This is a genomic window from Bifidobacterium rousetti (genome assembly GCF_008698235.1).
Classification (GTDB): domain Bacteria; phylum Actinomycetota; class Actinomycetes; order Actinomycetales; family Bifidobacteriaceae; genus Bifidobacterium; species Bifidobacterium rousetti.
The window spans coordinates 1-16,836 of record NZ_PEBH01000012.1 but is presented as its reverse complement, the minus strand read 5'-3'; the positions used below and the strand labels follow the sequence as shown (position 1 = coordinate 16,836).

The 16,836-nt window shown below is 64.1% G+C and carries 14 protein-coding genes; 3 read left to right on the top strand and 11 right to left on the bottom strand.

The window, feature by feature from the left end; translation table 11 throughout:
* Nucleotides 1-71: 71 nt before the first annotated feature.
* Nucleotides 72-884, bottom strand: coding sequence for a glucosamine-6-phosphate deaminase (nagB, locus tag CSQ85_RS11205; RefSeq protein ID WP_043164840.1), 813 nt, complete (start codon nt 882-884; stop codon nt 72-74).
* Between the two features lie 96 nt (nt 885-980).
* Nucleotides 981-4,142 (bottom strand): glycoside hydrolase family 2 TIM barrel-domain containing protein, encoded by a 3,162-nt coding sequence (locus CSQ85_RS11200; protein ID WP_043164843.1) that lies wholly within the window; start codon nt 4,140-4,142, stop codon nt 981-983.
* 362 nt (nt 4,143-4,504) lie between these two features.
* Here CSQ85_RS11200 and CSQ85_RS11195 point away from each other — a divergent pair, with 362 nt between their 5' ends.
* Nucleotides 4,505-5,986 carry a glycoside-pentoside-hexuronide (GPH):cation symporter gene (locus CSQ85_RS11195; protein WP_107043664.1) on the top strand — a complete coding sequence of 494 codons (1,482 nt, stop codon included), beginning with the start codon at nt 4,505-4,507 and terminating at the stop codon, nt 5,984-5,986.
* Nucleotides 5,987-6,158: 172 nt separating this feature from the next.
* Here the strand turns inward: CSQ85_RS11195 and CSQ85_RS11190 are convergent, their stop codons facing one another.
* On the bottom strand, nt 6,159-10,454 hold the full coding sequence (locus CSQ85_RS11190; RefSeq protein ID WP_150384112.1) for an LPXTG cell wall anchor domain-containing protein: 4,296 nt from the start codon (nt 10,452-10,454) through the stop codon (nt 6,159-6,161).
* A 389-nt stretch (nt 10,455-10,843) separates the two neighbouring features.
* Between CSQ85_RS11190 and CSQ85_RS11185 the strand changes: the two genes are divergently transcribed.
* Nucleotides 10,844-11,857 (top strand): Abi family protein, encoded by a 1,014-nt coding sequence (locus tag CSQ85_RS11185; RefSeq protein WP_043164848.1) that lies wholly within the window; start codon nt 10,844-10,846, stop codon nt 11,855-11,857.
* 102 nt (nt 11,858-11,959) lie between these two features.
* Here CSQ85_RS11185 and CSQ85_RS11180 read toward each other — a convergent pair whose 3' ends face one another.
* The 8 genes from CSQ85_RS11180 to CSQ85_RS13190 form a co-directional block, all read right to left on the bottom strand.
* Nucleotides 11,960-12,280, bottom strand: coding sequence for a hypothetical protein (locus CSQ85_RS11180; RefSeq protein ID WP_043164997.1), 321 nt, complete (start codon nt 12,278-12,280; stop codon nt 11,960-11,962).
* 65 nt (nt 12,281-12,345) lie between these two features.
* A complete protein-coding gene (locus CSQ85_RS11175; protein ID WP_043164849.1) occupies nt 12,346-12,753 on the bottom strand; it encodes a hypothetical protein in 408 nt (135 codons plus the stop codon).
* 130 nt (nt 12,754-12,883) lie between these two features.
* Entirely contained in the window at nt 12,884-13,123 is a 240-nt protein-coding gene (locus tag CSQ85_RS13435; protein ID WP_033495367.1) for a hypothetical protein, read from the bottom strand.
* 4 nt (nt 13,124-13,127) lie between these two features.
* Nucleotides 13,128-13,724 (bottom strand): ParA family protein, encoded by a 597-nt coding sequence (locus CSQ85_RS11170; RefSeq protein WP_043164867.1) that lies wholly within the window; start codon nt 13,722-13,724, stop codon nt 13,128-13,130.
* A gap of 43 nt (nt 13,725-13,767) precedes the next feature.
* Nucleotides 13,768-14,295 carry a WhiB family transcriptional regulator gene (locus tag CSQ85_RS11165; RefSeq protein WP_043164869.1) on the bottom strand — a complete coding sequence of 176 codons (528 nt, stop codon included), beginning with the start codon at nt 14,293-14,295 and terminating at the stop codon, nt 13,768-13,770.
* Nucleotides 14,292-15,503 (bottom strand): helix-turn-helix domain-containing protein, encoded by a 1,212-nt coding sequence (locus tag CSQ85_RS11160; protein ID WP_043164871.1) that lies wholly within the window; start codon nt 15,501-15,503, stop codon nt 14,292-14,294. Before CSQ85_RS11160 ends, CSQ85_RS11165 begins: the two co-directional genes overlap by 4 nt.
* The gene (locus tag CSQ85_RS13195) at nt 15,500-15,646 is read right to left on the bottom strand and encodes a hypothetical protein (RefSeq protein ID WP_190973027.1); all 147 of its coding nucleotides are present in this window, start codon (nt 15,644-15,646) and stop codon (nt 15,500-15,502) included. Before CSQ85_RS13195 ends, CSQ85_RS11160 begins: the two co-directional genes overlap by 4 nt.
* Before the next feature lie 50 nt (nt 15,647-15,696).
* Entirely contained in the window at nt 15,697-15,870 is a 174-nt protein-coding gene (locus CSQ85_RS13190) for a hypothetical protein (protein WP_162834849.1), read from the bottom strand.
* 470 nt (nt 15,871-16,340) lie between these two features.
* On the opposite strand from CSQ85_RS13190, the gene CSQ85_RS11150 reads away from it, so the two are divergent.
* The gene (locus tag CSQ85_RS11150; protein ID WP_150384111.1) at nt 16,341-16,790 is read left to right on the top strand and encodes a helix-turn-helix domain-containing protein; all 450 of its coding nucleotides are present in this window, start codon (nt 16,341-16,343) and stop codon (nt 16,788-16,790) included.
* The last annotated feature ends 46 nt before the right edge of the window (nt 16,791-16,836 follow it).

Genomic DNA, 16,836 nt, shown 5'->3' with positions numbered 1-16,836 from the left:
TTCCTTCCTGCATATGGGTTCGGGCTCCCTCTTGGCGAAGCAAGAAGGAGCCCGAATCGTTCGTCTGCCGATCAGATGCCCTGCCAGGCCGGCTTGTGGGCGAAGGCGTAGCGGTAGTAGTCCTTGTGACGCAGACGGCTCGCGGCCTCCTCGTCGATGATGATCGTGGCGTGCGGATGCAGCTGCAGCGCGGAGGCCGGGCAGAACGCGGACACGCCGCCCTCGACGGTCTCCTCGATGGCCTCGGCCTTGCCCGCGCCGAACGCGAGCAGCACGAGGTGACGGGCCTTCAACACCGTGCCGATGCCCTGCGTGATGCAGTGGGTCGGCACCTGGTTGATGTCGTTGTCGAAGAAGCGCGCGTTGTCGATGCGGGTCTGCTCGGCCAGGGTCTTCACGCGCGTGCCGGACGCCAGCGAGGAGCCGGGCTCGTTGAAGCCGATATGGCCGTCGGTGCCGATGCCGAGGATCTGCACATCGATGCCGCCCGCGGCCTCAATCGCCGCGTCATATGCGGGACCGGCGGCGGCGATCTTGTCGCCATCCTCAAGAGGTGCACCGTTGAGCACGTCGCCGGGCACGTGAACCTTCTCCGGGTCGAGGCCGAGCGGCTCGACGACCGTGCGGTGGATGGTGGAGTGGTAGGACTCCGGGTGGGTCAGCGGCAGGCCCAGGTACTCGTCCAGCGCGAAGCCGCGCACCTTGGAGACGTCGATGTGCTCCTCGTGCACGATCTTGGCGAGGGCGCGGTAGGCGGCCAGCGGGCTGGAGCCGGTGGCCAGGCCCAGCACCGCGTCCGGCTTGGCCTTGATGAGGTCCGCCACGCAGCGGCCGTAGATCTCGCCGGCCTCCTCCTCGTTCCTGACGATAATCACTTCAGCCATGATTGATTGCCTCTTTTCCTGTGGAGTGTGTTTGGGAAATGTATATATACGTGTACGGGCGGCGGCATGGTGGTGCATGCCGCCGCCCGTTGCCGGTCAGATGAGTTCGAGGTCCACGTCGAGGGTGAGCGGCCTGCCGGCGGACAGCTGGTAGGCCGTGTGGACGGGGGCTCCCCAGGAGTCGTCTCCGCCGACTCCCATCTGGGCCGCGAGCAGACGCAGGTAGTTGTGGCGCGGCTCGGGCAGGTCCTCATGTCGGCGCGCGGCTTCGATCATGTAGGTGTTCCAGGGCAGCAGGCTGGCCGTGAAGTGACGGTCGCCGCGTTGGGTGACGCGCAATCCGTGGCCTTGGATGTCGGTGGCTTCGAGCCAGCGGACGTCCTCGTGGCTGCCGGTTTCCTGCACCATGAGATACGGTGCCATGCTCGTCTTCGCGGTGGCGTTCCAGATGCCGAGCTTGCCGCCCTGCTTGCGGTCGCGGTAGGTCTCCTCGGGGCCGGGGCCGTAGTAGCGCAGACGCTCGTATTCGCCGGGCAGTTCCCATTCGACGCCGAACGCGGGCAGGCTGGCCGCACCGGTGGCTCCGCCGGGGTATTCGACGGTCAGTCGCATGCGCATGTCGGCGGTGATGCGGTAGGAGACCGTCACGGGCGTGTGGTCCGGGTCGGCGAGCTCGTACCGGTATTTGGCGGTGAGCCCTCCGTCGTCGGATTGCGCGATGCTCGTATCGGTCACGACGGCGTAGCGACCGGCCGCGAACCATGCGGCGCGGTCGAATCCGGAACGGTTGCCCCGGTCGTTGTCGGTCAGCGGGCGGAAGGTGACGAGTTCGGGGCGTCGGATGACCATTTCCCGGCCGTCCCGCTTCCAGGAGACGATGCCTCCCTGGGTGCGCGACAGGAGGATTTCCTCGTCGTCGCGGCGAATGCCCGCGTTCCATCGGCCGAGCGTGACCGTCGCGCGGCCGTCGTCGTCATGATCGGTCTCGGTGATGTCCCGTTCGGGGTTGAGTGTGCCGGTGAGCTGGCCGAACGCGAGCTCGTAGCCGGCCGGCGCCCATGCGGTGGCTTCCGCAGTCAGGAGATCGACCTCGTAGGTGACCTCGCGCGTATTCCCGTCCGTGTCGATGTCGGGGAAGGCGATGTCGTGGCGCTGGGTGTCTCCGGCGTCCACGTCGAACCGGTAGTCGGCGTGCCAGATCTCATGCCCGTCTTCGAGGAGCCGTGCGGCGAACACGTAGCCGTCGGTGCCGGCGAACAGGTTGCGGTTCTCGATGGTCACGCCGTGTCCGTCGGGGGTGAGCTTGACCGGCGAGTACAGCTGCTTGACCTCCTGCGCCTTGGGGCTAGGCGTGCGGTCGGCGAACACGATGCCGTTGCCCACGAATTCGTAGTCGGTCGGCCGGTCGGCCCAGTCGCCGCCGACGCTGAGGCGTTCGCGCCCGTCGGGCAGGCGCTGGACGAGTCCCTGGTCGATGTAGTCCCAGATGAACCCGCCGGAGTAGCGCTCGTACTGTTCGAGGTCGATGAACTCGCTCAGACCGCCGCACGAGTTGCCCATGGCGTGCATGTACTCGCAGCTGACGAACGGCTTGTTCGCCTCGCCCCGTTCGTCGCCATGTTCGAGCCAGTCGCGGATTTCGTCGGGCTTGGCGTACATGCGGCTTTCGAAGTCGCTGATCCCGTCGTAGGCGTGGTTCCAGTTGACGCCTTCGTAGTGGACGGGGCGGGACGGGTCGAGCCGGTGCGCGTGCGCGCTCATGGCCTTGAGGACTTCGCCCGCGTAGGATTCGTTGCCCAGCGACCAGACGAGCACGCTGGGATGGTTGCGGTCGCGCAGGATCATGCTGTCCAGCCGGTCGATGCACGCGCCCAGCCAGGCCTCGTCGTCGCCGGGGACGGAGGTGCCCACGGGAATGTCGCCGGGGCTGTTCCAGCTGCCGTGGGTCTCCAGGTTTGTCTCGTCGATCAGGTAGATGCCGTATTCGTCGCACAGCTCGTACCAGCGTGACTGGTTCGGGTAGTGCGAGGTGCGCACCGCGTTGATGTTGTGGCGCTTCATGAAGCGGATGTCCCACAGCATGTCCTCTTCGGTGACGGCACGGCCGCGCCGGCAGTCGAACTCGTGGCGGTTGACGCCGCGGAACACGAGACGCTTGCCGTTGAGCTTGAGGATGCCATCCTCGATGGCCACATGCCGGAAGCCGATGCGAGTGCGCGCGGTCTCCAGGACCTTGCCGTCCGCGTCGAGCAGGGTGACGGACAGCTCGTACAGGTCGGGGCGTTCGGCGCTCCAGGGGGCCGCGTCGTCGATCTCGGCCTCGGCGTGCAGCGTCCCGTCCGCTTCCGTGGCGGTGCGCCAGACGATGGCGCCGTTCTTGTCCCGCAGTGCGAGATCGGCCGTCGCGGCGTTCGCGGCGCCGTCGATCAGCACGTCCAGCGAAAGCGATCCGATCGACGTGGCGGGCTCCCAATCGGCCTCGGCGTGGATGTCGGAGACGTGGGCGGCGGGCCTCGCATTGAGCTCGACGGAGCGGAACAGGCCGTGCAGCCGCCAGAAGTCCTGGTCCTCCAGCCAGCTCGCACTCGAATACTCGTAGCAGGCGACCGCCAGCACGTTGCCGTCCTTCCTGATGACGTCCGTCACGTCGAACTCGCTGGGCGTGAAGGAGTCCTCGGCGTATCCGACGAACGCGCCGTTGAGCCACACGTAGATGGCGGTGGCCGCGCCCTGGAAGGTGAGCGTCACCGTACGGCCCTCGCGGATGGCCTGGGCGACCGCGCCCTCCGCGGAGAACTCGCGTCGGTAGACCGCCACATGGCCATGCTCGGGGATGGCCGGGGCCTTCGGGTCCTCGTGGCCGTCCCACGGGTACTGCACGTTCACGTACTGCGGGGCGAGCAGCCCCGCGGTCTCCAGATGCGAGGGCACCTGCACCCGGGAGAACGACGAGTCGTCGAAGCCCGGCGCGGCGAACAACGGCGACACGTCGCTGATCCAATCCGGCCCGTCGCTCGTCCCGTCGGGGAAGCTGTTCGCCGGCGCCGTCTCGACGCGGACCCGCCATTCGCCGTCGAGGCTCTGCGTGAGATCCGTGCCCTCGCCGCCGGAGGGGGCGTGCGACCAGCATGCATGGTCGGAATGGGCGTCGAGCCGGTGGACCGCGTACACGCGCGGGTCGGCGAGCCATGCCGTCGTCGGCATGGACGGGGAGACGATCGGATCGCCGTTCTTCCGCTGATCGTCGGTTGTGTTCATGATGTCCTCGCTTTCGCATCGGATTGCGTCGCGTCGTTGCCGCCGCAGTGCGGGAGCCTCCGAATGTGACTCCTTGCACAATGATGATAAAGATATTTACTAATTTACGCAACTTCTTGCGCTTGTCCCGACTGCGACCGCAAGAACGGCGGAAAGCCGTTACTTATCAACGATAATCCGGTCTCCGACCACTGCTGGCGCCCGCGCGGCGTGTTGGATTGGCGAACATGAATCGTTGGCATTGCTTGCGACACGCGGTAAAGTTTTTTACTTTTTCAAGAAAGTCCTATACTCGCGTCTTGCGGGATCGGAGCTGTTCCCGCGCACGGATTCTTTACAGGTCGCAAGGAGGCCACCACACCATGAGCGGATCCACCACACAGCGCACGGCGACGCCCGGACAGCCGCAGGCCGTGCCCACCAGGAACATGGGGCAGAAGATCGCATACGCGTTCGGCAATCTGGGCCAGGCCGCGTTCTACAACACGATGAGCACGTTCTTCATCACGTTCGTGACCACCGCGCTGTTCATCGACGTGGACAAGACGCTGGCCGCGCGCCTCATCGCGGTGATCACCGGACTCGTGGTGGTCATCCGCATCGCGGAGATCTTCCTCGACCCGCTGCTCGGCAACCTCGTGGACAACACGAACACCCGCTGGGGCCGGTTCCGTCCCTGGCAGTTCATCGGAGGCCTCGTGCCCGGCATCCTGCTGATCATGGTGTTCACCGGCCTGTTCGGGCTCGTGGACGTGAACACCGGCGTGTTCATGGTCCTGTTCGTCATCGTGTTCATCCTGCTGGACGTGATCTACTCGCTGCGCGACATCTCCTACTGGGGCATGATCCCCGCGATCTCCTCCGACTCGCACGAGCGCAGCACGTACACCGCTCTCGGCGCGTTCACCGGATCCATCGGATACAACGGCGTCACCGTCATCGTCGTGCCCGTCGTCAGCTGGTTCACCTGGAAGTTCACCGGCCAATGGGAGCAGGGCCGCACCGGCTGGGCCGCGTTCGCCATCATCATCGCCGTGCTCGGTTTGCTCACCGCGTGGAGCGTCGCGTTCGGCACCCGCGAGAACCAGGGCGAACTGCGCGCCAAGGCCGAGGCCAACGGCAACCCCATCGAGGCGTTCAAGGCCATCGCCCGGAACGACCAGCTCCTGTGGGTCGCCCTGAGCTACCTGCTGTACTCCGTGGCCAACGTCGCCACCACCGGCGTGCTCTTCTACCAGTTCAAATACGTGCTCGGCGCCCCGGACAGCTTCTCCATCGCCGGCGTCATCCCGGTCATCACCGGACTGGTCACCACGCCCCTCTACCCGGTGCTCAACCGGCGCATCCCGCGCCGCTGGCTGTACACCGCCGGCATGGCGTTCATGATCGCCGGCTACACGCTGTTCATCATCGCACCCATGAACCTGCCCGTCGTCATCGTCGCGCTCGTCCTCTTCTACCTGCCCGCGCAGACCATCCAGATGACCGCCATCCTGAGCATGACCGACTCCATCGAATACGGCCAGCTCAAGACCGGCAAGCGCAACGAGGCCGTCACCCTCTCCGTGCGCCCGATGCTCGACAAGATCGCCGGCGCCCTGTCCAACGGCATCGTGGGCTTCGTGGCCGTCGCCGCCGGCATGGTCGGCAACGCCACCGCCGCCGACATGACCGCCGCGAACATCCGCACGTTCAAGACCTGCGCCTACTACCTGCCGCTCGCCGGCATCGTCGCCAGCCTCGTCGTCTTCCTCCTGACCGTCAAGATCGACGAGAACATGCACGACCACATCGTCGAACAGCTCGAAGAACGACTCGCCTCCGAGAACACCGACGAACAGTAAGCAGCCAAAAGTAGCAAGGGAACGGCCCGACGCGAACGGTTTGAACCGTTGGCGTCGGGCCGTTGCCATGCCCGCCGGGGAGAGAAGAAGGAAGAGAACCGGCGGGGTTCCGGCCGGATTGCCGTCCGACCGGAAGAATCATCGCGGCGGAGAACGGTCCCCGCCGCTTCGGTCAGACCACGGATTGCCCGCCGGGAACCGAATCCACGGTTTCGACGTCATCCGCGTCGGCATCCTCGGCATCGACGGGTTGCATCGTGCCGGAGTGGCGGCCGGCGGCGTTGTTCCCGCGCCTGAACCTGCGGGCGGCGACCAGTCCCACGCCGACGGCGAGCAGGGTGATCGCCGCCGCGATCACGCCCTGGACGGCGGCGCCGGTATGGGCGAGCCCGGTCCGGTAGCCGTTCCAGTCGTCGGTGTTGCTGACCACTTCGGTGTCGGGGCAGACGAGCCTGCCGTCGATCGTGACCGCATCATCAGGCGCGGACGTCTCGTCCTTGCCGTCGAACGGATCCGGGTCGGAGACGACGCATTCGACCAACGGCGTGCCGGTGACCGTGGCGCGGTCGGTGTGATGGCCGGTCACGCCCTTGAGGACGCCCTTGACCTCGACGCTCTCGCCGGGCTTGAGGATGCGGCTGTCCCAATCGGCGGGGTATTCGAGATCGGTCACCCGGCCGTCGCCGGCGACCAGCTGGTCCTTGAGGTTCAGGTCCTTGGTTCGGTACCATGCGCCCTGCTTGGTGTCGGGGTCGGTGGTGCTGGTGTTGGTGATGGTGAACACGATGCGCGTGTCGCCCTGCATGGCCAGCGCGTCCTTGACCTGGTCGCGGTCGCCGGCCGGCCAGCCGGAGGCCTCGTCCCATTTCTCGATCTTCAGGCTCGGGGTCATGTCGGGCGTGTGCGTCTCGACCTGGTTGGAAGGACGTTTGGTGCCGTTGATGGTTTCGTCGAACCGGTTGGCGATGTGTTCGCCGGTCTTGACGCGCTTGCACTGGATGAACGCGGTCCATGCCTGCTCGCTTTCGTCGTTGCCGCTGACGAGATCGAGCATGCGCTGGGTCGCGGTAACGGTGACCACGCCCTTGTCGTCCTGCGCGAGGGTGAACAGTTCGCCACCGTACACACTGGCGTCGAAGCCGCTGCCGGCGATCTTCACGCCCTTGCGGGCGATCACCCTGCCCTGCTCGGTCAGGTCGCGCATGGCGTATACGGCCCATTGGCCGGTGTACTGGTCATGCTCGGCGTCGAGCGGGTCGGTGATGCTCCAGTCGGTGACCTTCTGGTAGGCGCGGTGCGCGGGCAGCACGGAGCTGTCGAGGCGATAGAGGAACAGGCCGTTGAGGTACACGCTCCGCTTGTCGATGGATTCGCCGTCCACCCTCACGACCACGTCCTTGGAGGGGTTGACGGGTTTGAGGGGGTTGGCGACCTCGTTGGTGTCCTTGCGGGTGTCGTTGACGACCTGCGTGGCCTTGTTCCTCACGATATGTCCGTCGGTGACCTTGATGACGGTCATCGGCAGGCTCACCTCGTAGCTCGTGCCCAGCATCGACTGGTCGATGGCCGGCTCCTTCAACGGGTCGTGGTCCTTCTTTTCGGCGTATTCCTTGAGGTTCTTGGGCTGGGGATCGCCCTTGATGGTCTCGCCGGTGGCCGGCCCCTTCGTGTCCGCGGTCTTGGCGTACACGTAGGCGACGCCGTCGATCGCCGCGATGTTGAACTTCGCGGTCACGTCCTTGCCGGTCGCGGTGTCGGTGACCTCGATGCGCTTGGCGTCGAGGGAGAGGTATTCGTCGTCCCAGTCGTCGGTCATGCCGAGCCTCCAGACCTTGTAGGCCTGGTTGGTCTGCTTGGCGTCGATGGTCACGCGGTAGTAGATCCGGTCGCCCAGGAGTGCGGTCTTGCCGTCGATGCTGATGGACGGGTCGGCCTGGGTGTCCTTCTTCACCGGCGTGAAGTCGGGCGGCTCGTTCCATACCTTGTTGCTCGGGGTGATCATGTTGTTCAGGGTCAGGGCCCACTGGTTGCCGATTTTGGTGTCCGTGGGCGCGTCCTTGGCGACCGTGCCCTCGAAGCGTACGATGATGCGCGGGTTCGCGCCGTTGCGCCAGTTGGTCTTCACGTACCCGTCGGAGAACACGAGGCGCACCGCGTGCTGCGCGTCGTTCCACTGGGTCTCGTACTCGGTTTTCGGGATGAACCTGCCGGTGGACAGGTCGGTGACCTCCAAGGTCTGCTTGTCCACTTCAAGATGCTCGTCATAGGTGTCGGTGACCGCTACCTCGCTGACCGAGTACGCGAGATTGCCGGGCAGGTGGGGCTGGGTCTCCAGACGGTATTCCAAGCGTTGGCCCGGGTAAACGACTCTGCCGTCCACGGACGCCTGGTCGCCTCCCTGCGAGGATTCGCCGACCACGTCCTTGACGACGGGCGGTATGTAGCCGCAGATCTTCGGCTCGTTCGTGGGGATGGTGTGCGTGTTGACGGTCTGGGAGCCCTTGTTCGTCAGCGCCTTGTCGTCCGGCGCGGTGCAGAACGACAGTTCGTCGCTCGCCTGCTTGCCGAAGTCGTCGCGTACCTGGCCTGCGCCCTTGCCGTTGGCGTAGGCCGCCTTGCCGGGAATGAGCAGCGTGACCTGCTTCGCGGTCTTCAGTCCCTTCAATCCCTCGCGGTAGGCCTGGCCGGCGGTGGCGGTCACCGTGGTGCCTTCCATCGTGATCGTCCACTGGTCGGTGACGTCCCTGCCGTGGTTGGCGATGTCGGTGACGCTGGACTCGCGATCGGTGCCGGCGTCGGCCTCGTACACCTTGATCTTCGACTTGTCGTCGGCGTCGAACAGGTAGTCGGCGGCCGACCAGTCGTCCGTGAGCGTCAGGGTCTCCGGGGCCTGGATGAGGTTCTTGGCGATGGTGCCGTTGACCACCGAGGCGACCCGGTCCCCGTCCAGAAGCGTCATATCGTCGGCGCCGGTCCGGTTGGTCTCCTTCGGGTCGATGACCGCCTCCCACTGGCCCTTCGTGTTCAGGCGGATCCAGCTCTTGTCGGGATTCGGCCGCCACGTATCGAACTGTTTCGTTCCGGCGTCGGCCTCGGGCTCGTGGTTCCACTGGCCCCACGCATGGTCCTTGACCTGCTGGAAGTCGGAGGGCTTCGACACGGTCACGTCGAAGCTGAACTCGTAGACATGGTCCATGGGCATCTCGCCCTTGTCCGCCGAACGCGCGGCCGACACCGTGTTCGACGCCTTGTCCCAATTGATCTCGAACTCGCCGGAAACGTCGCGGTTGCCGTCGGTCCTGTCGATGAGCCTGTAGTTGTCCACGGAGTATTCGACGCCGTTGGGTTCGATCACGTCGCGGAAACGCATCTCGTAGCCGCCGCGGCCGGTGCCGTACGTGATGGTGGTGCGGTTCGTCATCCGGTCGGCGCTCACGCCGTCCTCGATCTTCTTGACCGGGGGTTCGGGCGGCACCGAGCTCACCTTCCAGGATTCGGCCGGGTCACGGTCCGCGGTGTCCACGGCCGTCTGCATGCGGCCCTGCTTGGGCACCTGGATGTCGATCCAGTACGAGCCCTCGGCCCAGTGTTCCATGCCGAAATCCTTCGGCGAGGCGAGATTGTCGAGCTGGGTGTCCCCATTGCTGGAGAAGCTGATCGGCTTGCTCACGCTCTTCGCGGGCAGGTAGGGGCCGTTCTCGTAATGGATGATCGCGGTGCCGTTCAACGTCTCCTTGATCGCGGAACCGCCGTTGTCTGCATGGATGACGTCGCCGATCGGGTCGGTGGAGCCGACCTGCATGTCCGTCTTCTGCTTATGGCTTGTGGTCACGTTCAGCTTGTAATCGACCGGCGGCTGGTTCTGCGCCAGTACGATCACACGGAACGACGCGTTCGGGTTGGAATTGATCGACTCCTGCGCCAGCGAGTCAACGCTGCGCGTGCCAAGCTTGTCCTTCCAAGTCGTCGAGGTCGAATACTTCTGACCCTGATACGTGTAGTCTCCCTTCGCCTCGGCCTTCCACTGAGCCTCCCAACGGCTCTTCGCGTTCGAGCTCACGTAGCTGCCATTGAACGAACCATCCGCCAGACGCACGTAGCCCACCGCCACCAGACGGCAGTCCGCGTTCCCGTCACCCGTATAGGAACGCCGGCACTCATCGATCGCGTCGCTCAAAGTCTTGTTCATGTTCACGAACTGGTTCTGCCCGTTCGCCAGATCGGACGACAGACGCACCTTCGCGTCGCTCAGCGCCATCTTCATACCATCCAACGTGGCCGGCCATGAATCCTTGTAGATCCAATGCGCATCGGCCGTCTGCGTCGGGCCCCCACCCGAACCGCCGCCATCCTCTCCGGAACCACCGCCGCCGTTATCGGCCAACGCGACCGGAACCAGGCATGCCAGCAACGCCGCGGCGGCGGTGATCGACGCCACCGCACCGGTGCCCTTCTTCCCGAACCTCATACGAAATCCTTTCCCACATACGACAGAAGCGCCCCTCTCCGGGAAAGGGAGGAGACGGGGACTCCAGAACCCGCCTCCTCCCGGGTCCCTGGAAGAAAAGCACGCCCGCAAGCCCGACGGCCGGCCGCCGGACCCCGGACGCACCATCAGCATCACCCCGCATCGAGCGATGCTGCGGCGGACATGTGACGAAGATTGGCAACCCGTTCATGGATGAAACATGACGCGGATACTACATTTAGTGCATTGCTTTGCTTTGGATACTAGATGTACGGAGTGTTCTGTATCTTTACGAAAGGCGATATATTCGCTACAATTAGCGATGTTAAAAGCCACCATTGCCTCTCACTGAAGCACACTAGGGTGGCATTTTTCTTATCGGAGGAACGATGGACGAGAATGATACTCCACAGCTCCGCCCCTATCCGCAGCATCCGCCGAAATCATTGGATGATTTATCGGCCAAGCTCATTGACAACGGTTTGTCCGGAATAAGTCGCGAGCTCCTTGAGCGTCGAATCGAGCAAGTGGGATACTTTCGGCTGAAAGGATACTGGTATCCGTTCCTCACCCCGGTATCGGAGCAGTCGGCGAAGCGCTCATTGCCCTTCCGTCAAGATGTGCAATTCAAGGATATCTGGGATAGGTATCTGTTCGATCAGGAACTGCGGATGCTGGTATTCGACGGCATCGTCACCATCGAGATTTATCTCAAGAGCTTCCTCGCCCATGAGCTATCGGTATTCGGCGGCGAATTCGGCTACATGACACGGGAAGGACTCCCGGGGTTGAGCTATGACGACCATCTGGCTTGCCTTTCCTCGTTGCGTTCGACATTCACCAAATCAAATCTTCCGTACCTCAGGCATTTCCGGAGTACCTACAGTGATCCGCTGCCTCCGTACTGGATGATCGTCGGATGCCTGAGCTACGGAACACTCAAGGAGAACTTCTACCAAGGTGCGCCAGACCATATCAAGAGAAAGCTGGCCACCAAGCTGCATATCTTCAACCCCAACCCGAATCCCGCCGTACGCGGCGACGCCAAAATCCTCTCCAATTGGCTTGAGACTATCCGGCAGGCCCGGAACATGACCGCGCATCATGATCGCTTCTGGAACGAAACCAGCACCCGCATAGCGCCGAAACTGCCGAAGCATCGCAGCGGATCCCATGCAAAGGGTTGGTGGGGTAACGATTGGGATATCTTCCGTAAGTCCTCCGGCCCTGCTGCATTCCTCACCATGGAGAACTACCTGACATCCCAGATCGACGGACCCGCGTGGACGGAGAAATTCATCTCCCTTATGGATAGGCACCCTCAGATTCCGAAGTCTGATATGGGATTCCCTGACGGATGGCGGGTGTCGCCGCTGTGGCGAGTCAATGGCTCAGCTCATTGACGGGGCATCCTAATTGCATAAATGGGGAAACGCGCGCCTTTCAGGGACGTGGATCCAAGGAATTACCCGTCCCTGAAATGATAAGCGACAGAAACATCGTCTTTATTTGACGATGCGAGTAATTACATAGGCCATAAGACCTGCGATGACGGTGACGGCGGCAAGGAGCGCCAGTCTGGTTTCGCGGCGTTCCTTGGCCGCCATGTCGGCTTGCCGGTTGGCCAGGGCTTCGGCTTCGGCGGCGACGCCGCTGGCGGCGATGGCCGCGATGTGCGCGCTCATCTGGTCTTCGAGCGTGGAATCCTCGCTCGTGCCGTCGAAGGGCTCCTCGTTTTCGTTGTGGTTGTCGTTCATGGTTCTGCTCCGTTCCTGATTGTTGGATTGTTTGCTTTCCTGATTGTTGGTTTGCTTGATTGCTTGCATGTCAGCTTGCCTGCATGCAATCAAGTTTGATTGTTTGATTGTCTGCATGCGGGCTTGTTTGCTTGTCAGCTTTCGTTTTGCCCGGCGAGGATGGACATGCGGGCGGCGATGAGCGCGTGGCGCGCGATCTCCAGGTAGAGCTGGTGGCCCTCACCGTCGCCCCAGAACCGGTCGAACTGTTCGGTCGGCATCATGCTGGCGGGGTCGAACCCGTTCCACACGCCGCCGCAGAACACCTTCGCCGCCGCGTTCACCTCCTCGTCGGACGGCATGCCCGGATGTCCCTCCGCGGCGTCCGCGGCCGCGCGCATCTGCGCGCCGAACACGCGGGCCTGCAATGGCGAGAGCGTGTACGCCAGTCCCGCCGTGGAGCCCGCGGGGAATCCCGTGTTCACGCCGAGGGTGATGACGTGCGCCTCCTCGCCGATGCTGATCCGGTCGCCGAGCACGGAGACCTCCATCGAATAGTCCATAGTGTCTCCTTTCCGCAGACGCGCCGGCTTGCCGGATCGCGTCTGCATGTTTGACTGCCTGAATGTTTGGCTGTCGGCTTGTTTGCTTGCTGGATTGTCGGATTGCCTGATTGTTTGATTGTCTGACGGGTTACGGCTCGTCGTCGCCGTCGAGCCGGTCGAGCTCGCGTTCGATGGCGTCGCGCAGGAGCTGCTGCATGGGCAGGTCGTGCGCGGCGGCCGTGGTCTTGAGCCGGGTCTTGAGCGATACGGGTATGCGCAATGAGAGCATGACCAACGGTTCGCCCGTGGCCTTGGATGTCTTGTTCTGCTGGCGCAGCACGTCGTCGAACGGCACAGGTCGTGCCAGTGGCTGGTAGTTGCCCTGCATGGTCTCACTCCTGCTTTCCGGCGATTTGCTGAAGTTCGGTGACGAGGTCGCGGTATTCGCCCAGCTGGTGCGGGTTGGTGCCGAGCGAACGCTTGTAGGACTGGGCCTTCGGCACGATCGTGTCGAACCGGGGAGTGTCCATGGCGTTGAGGGCGTCCATGGTGTCGCGGAACGCCTTCGTGTTGTGTTCGGCCTTGACCAGCAGCAGCGCGGCGGGCGTGCTCATCCTGGCCATGTCGAGGGTGCTCCATGCCTGCTGGAGGTCCATGGGCGAGTCCGATGCCGGCACGATCACGAAGTCGGCCGCCTTGATGGCCATGTCCAGGGTCGGCCCCTGCGGCGGCGCGTCGATGATCGCCCATTCGTCCGGGTCGGCTCCCGCGGCGAGCTGGCGGAGCGTGGCCTGGTTGGCGGGCAGCACGTCGAACGTCAGCGGGTCCGCGGTCTGTTCCGCGGCAGCGGCCCACAGGCTCGCGCTGGACTGTGGGTCGGCGTCGTACACGACGGCCCTGCCGCCTCTGGAAACGATGACCGAGGCGATGTAGATGCTGGACGTGGTCTTCGCGACCCCGCCCTTGGCGTTGGCTATGGCGATGCGCATTCGTTCTTCTCCTTTGCGACTGTCGGCGATCATGCGAACCTGGTCAGTCGGTCGCTTGATTGTTTGCTTGCTGGATTGCTTGGATTCCTGCTTGCTTGATTGTTTGATTGTCTGACGGCTCATGTGGGGCGGGGCGATCGGCCGTCCTGCCCCGTGCGCGCAGGCGTCGTTGTTGGCGTTCGGCGCTGGCCTCGTCGGTGGCTTCGTCGAACACGTTCCGGTGGGCGCGTATCCAGTCCGTGAGCAGCCGCCAGCGTTGCGGCCACGGCAGGCCGCGGTCCCGGCAGGGGACGCCGTCGGCTTCGGCCATGCGCGCGATCCTGCGCCGGTCGGTGCACACCTTGCCGCCGTACACGCCCCATTCGAGTCCGCCGCTGGCCGCGTAGGCCAGGCATTCGGCGCGTACCGGGCATCGTTCGCACACGGCCTTGGCGACCGAGTGGAACGCCTTCGCGTCGCCGGGACGGTGCTCGAACTCCAGCGACCACAGGTAGTCGGACCATGGTTGCGGGAAGTCGCGGCATTCGCCGGCCTTCTTCCACGCCTCAAGACGCTGCCCGTCCCCGCTCATGGCCGCACCGCCTCCGCCGGCGCGCCTGTCTTCGTCTTGCGCCGTCCGGCGACGTCGTGGGTGGCGTGGTTGCGTTTGTCGTACGCGCATACCGGGCACGTCTCTTGCGAGATGACGCCTTCGATGTGTTCCTGGCACAGCGAGGTGCGCAGCAGCGCAGCCCCGTAGATCGGCACACGGCTCGCGGACGACGAGCTGACCGGTATCGCCCGGTTGGGATCCTTGACGACCGGCAGCGGGGCGTCTGGCGCCCGCTTGCCCGTCGGATCGGGATGGGTGAGCATTTCCAGCCGCAGCTGCACGTAGTTCGCGGCGAACCTGGCGCCGCTGGTGAGCCGGGGCAGCCAGTAGCGGTTGCGGTACGCCCAGTCCATCGTCGCGACGATCTCGCCGTACGGCCTGTCGATCAGCAGCGAGTGGACGGCCTTGCGGTCGGCCATGGTCGCCGGAACATCGAACCTCTGGTCCACGGCGAGCATGCGCCGGCGGATGCCGTCGAGCACGCGCACCTCTTGGCCTGCGCGTTCCGTGACCGGCTCAGGCAGCTTGCCGGGTTCGGGCACCCATAGCGGGTTCCTGCAACCCCTTGGAGGCAGGGCCCTGCCCCAATCGGTCGTTGGAACGGGTTCGGGCTTCGGGTCGGCGACCGGCTTCGTGGAGGCTTGTTCGGCGTTGAGGGGAGCATCCCCGAAGGGGATGAGGGGAGAATTGTTTATCACTTGTCTATTGGGTGACTTTCTGTCCAAGATTCCGGGACAATTTGTCCTCGGCTCCACGTCCTTCGGCTCGGGTGACAATCCGTCGGGTGACAAATTGTCCTTCATCGGATCCGGCTTGCCGTCGCCTTCCGCCAGCGCGTCCAGGTTCCGGGGCTTCTCCTCGATGTTCTCGGCAGGATGGTCGCCGTCCATGACGACGTCCCACACGCGCGAGCGGTGCCCCTTGGCGATCGGCTTGCGGGTGCGCGGGTTACGCGCCGACATCTCCTGGTCGCCGGGCCTGATGTAGCCCTTGCGCTCCAGCTCCTGCAACGAACGGATCACGGTGCGCTCACAGCACCCGCAATTGAACGCGATGGTCTCCACGCTCGGCCACGCGGCGGCGCCATCGTCGTAATAGGCGCGGCGGGCCAGATACACCAGCACGAACTTGGTGATGCCCTTGACGTCGTCGCGCTCCCATGCCCAGTTCTCGGCTCTGCTGCTCATCGCTCGACCTTCCCGCCGTCATGCGCCGGGTCCGCTTCGCGGCGTTCGCGCAGTCTCGCGCCGATGTCGTCGCCCAGACGGGCGGCGCGGCACAACGCATACGAGAGAACGCCGCCGGACATGCACACGGCGGCAACGACCAACCACCACATGGTTCGGCCGGTATCGGGGAAACGGTCCGCGGACGCGCGCCTCAGCGGCGCGAGCCCCGGGACGGGTGGGCGAGCATGGACAGCACATGAGCCTTCGCGATGCGCAGATCGACGTTGCCGCCACCCCGCGTCGTCCGCCGCACGGCGTCGCGCTGGCGATTAGGCTCGAAGACAGATGCCCGGCGAATGCCGGCAGTATTGGTAGAATCGGTCATGGCGATGACCCTCCTTCGGGGAATCGGAACGACGGGCGTCTGATCTTGGCGGATATGCGCGCCCGCGGCTCCATGGTTGTTGCCGTTCAATCCCCGCGCCGGGTTCCAGCCGGTCCGGGGATTCTCGTTTCGGGTTTCCACCCGCCATCCGTGAGATAGGCGTCGATGCCGAGCACATACCCAGGGGACAGGTTTCGGTGAATGGCCAGCCAGATCAGGTCGGACTGCTGCCACGGTATCGAGCCGTTGACCTTTCCCGCGACCGAGGATTTGGACGTACCCATCTCCCTCGCGAGGTCTCGGCAGCTCAGACCCGCCGCCGTCATATAACGACGCATCGGAGAATCCATTATTTTTGCCGTCAGTCCATTCACAATAGACAATATAGCAAGAAACTTGCACAGCGGCAAATCATTGTTGTAGGATTATGTCCATCGATATTGGACAACTCTAATCTGAAAGGACTTGATATGGCAAAAATCGAACCGTCGACCGAATCCAATGGACTCGGCGACTACCTGCAGAGGGTATTCATCTGGAACGTCAACATGCAGCTGACCGGCCGCGGGATGACCCAGCAGTCACTTTGCGCGGCACTGGGGCTGAAGAGGGGCGCCGTGTCCGCGAAGATGACCGGCAAGACTTCCTGGACCATCCAGGACATCGCCGCAGTGGCGGAATTCTTCAACGTCCCCCCGCTCTCCCTGCTGGATGCGTCGATGTACGAGCAGATGATGCGCGGAATGAGCAGTGACGGAGGTGCATCTTTGGTGGCAGTGGCCACCGCCGGGTTTCCTGTGCGAGCAACTGAAGGCCAAGCTGGCGGCCTGAAACCGTTGGAAACAAAAGGCTCCGGGCCACGATACCTCGTGGAACCCGGAGCCGGTGAGTACCCCCAGAGAGAGTCGAACTCTTCGTGACGGTGGCGTCATAGCGCCAATCCGCGGAAAATGGCGGTTCACGCAC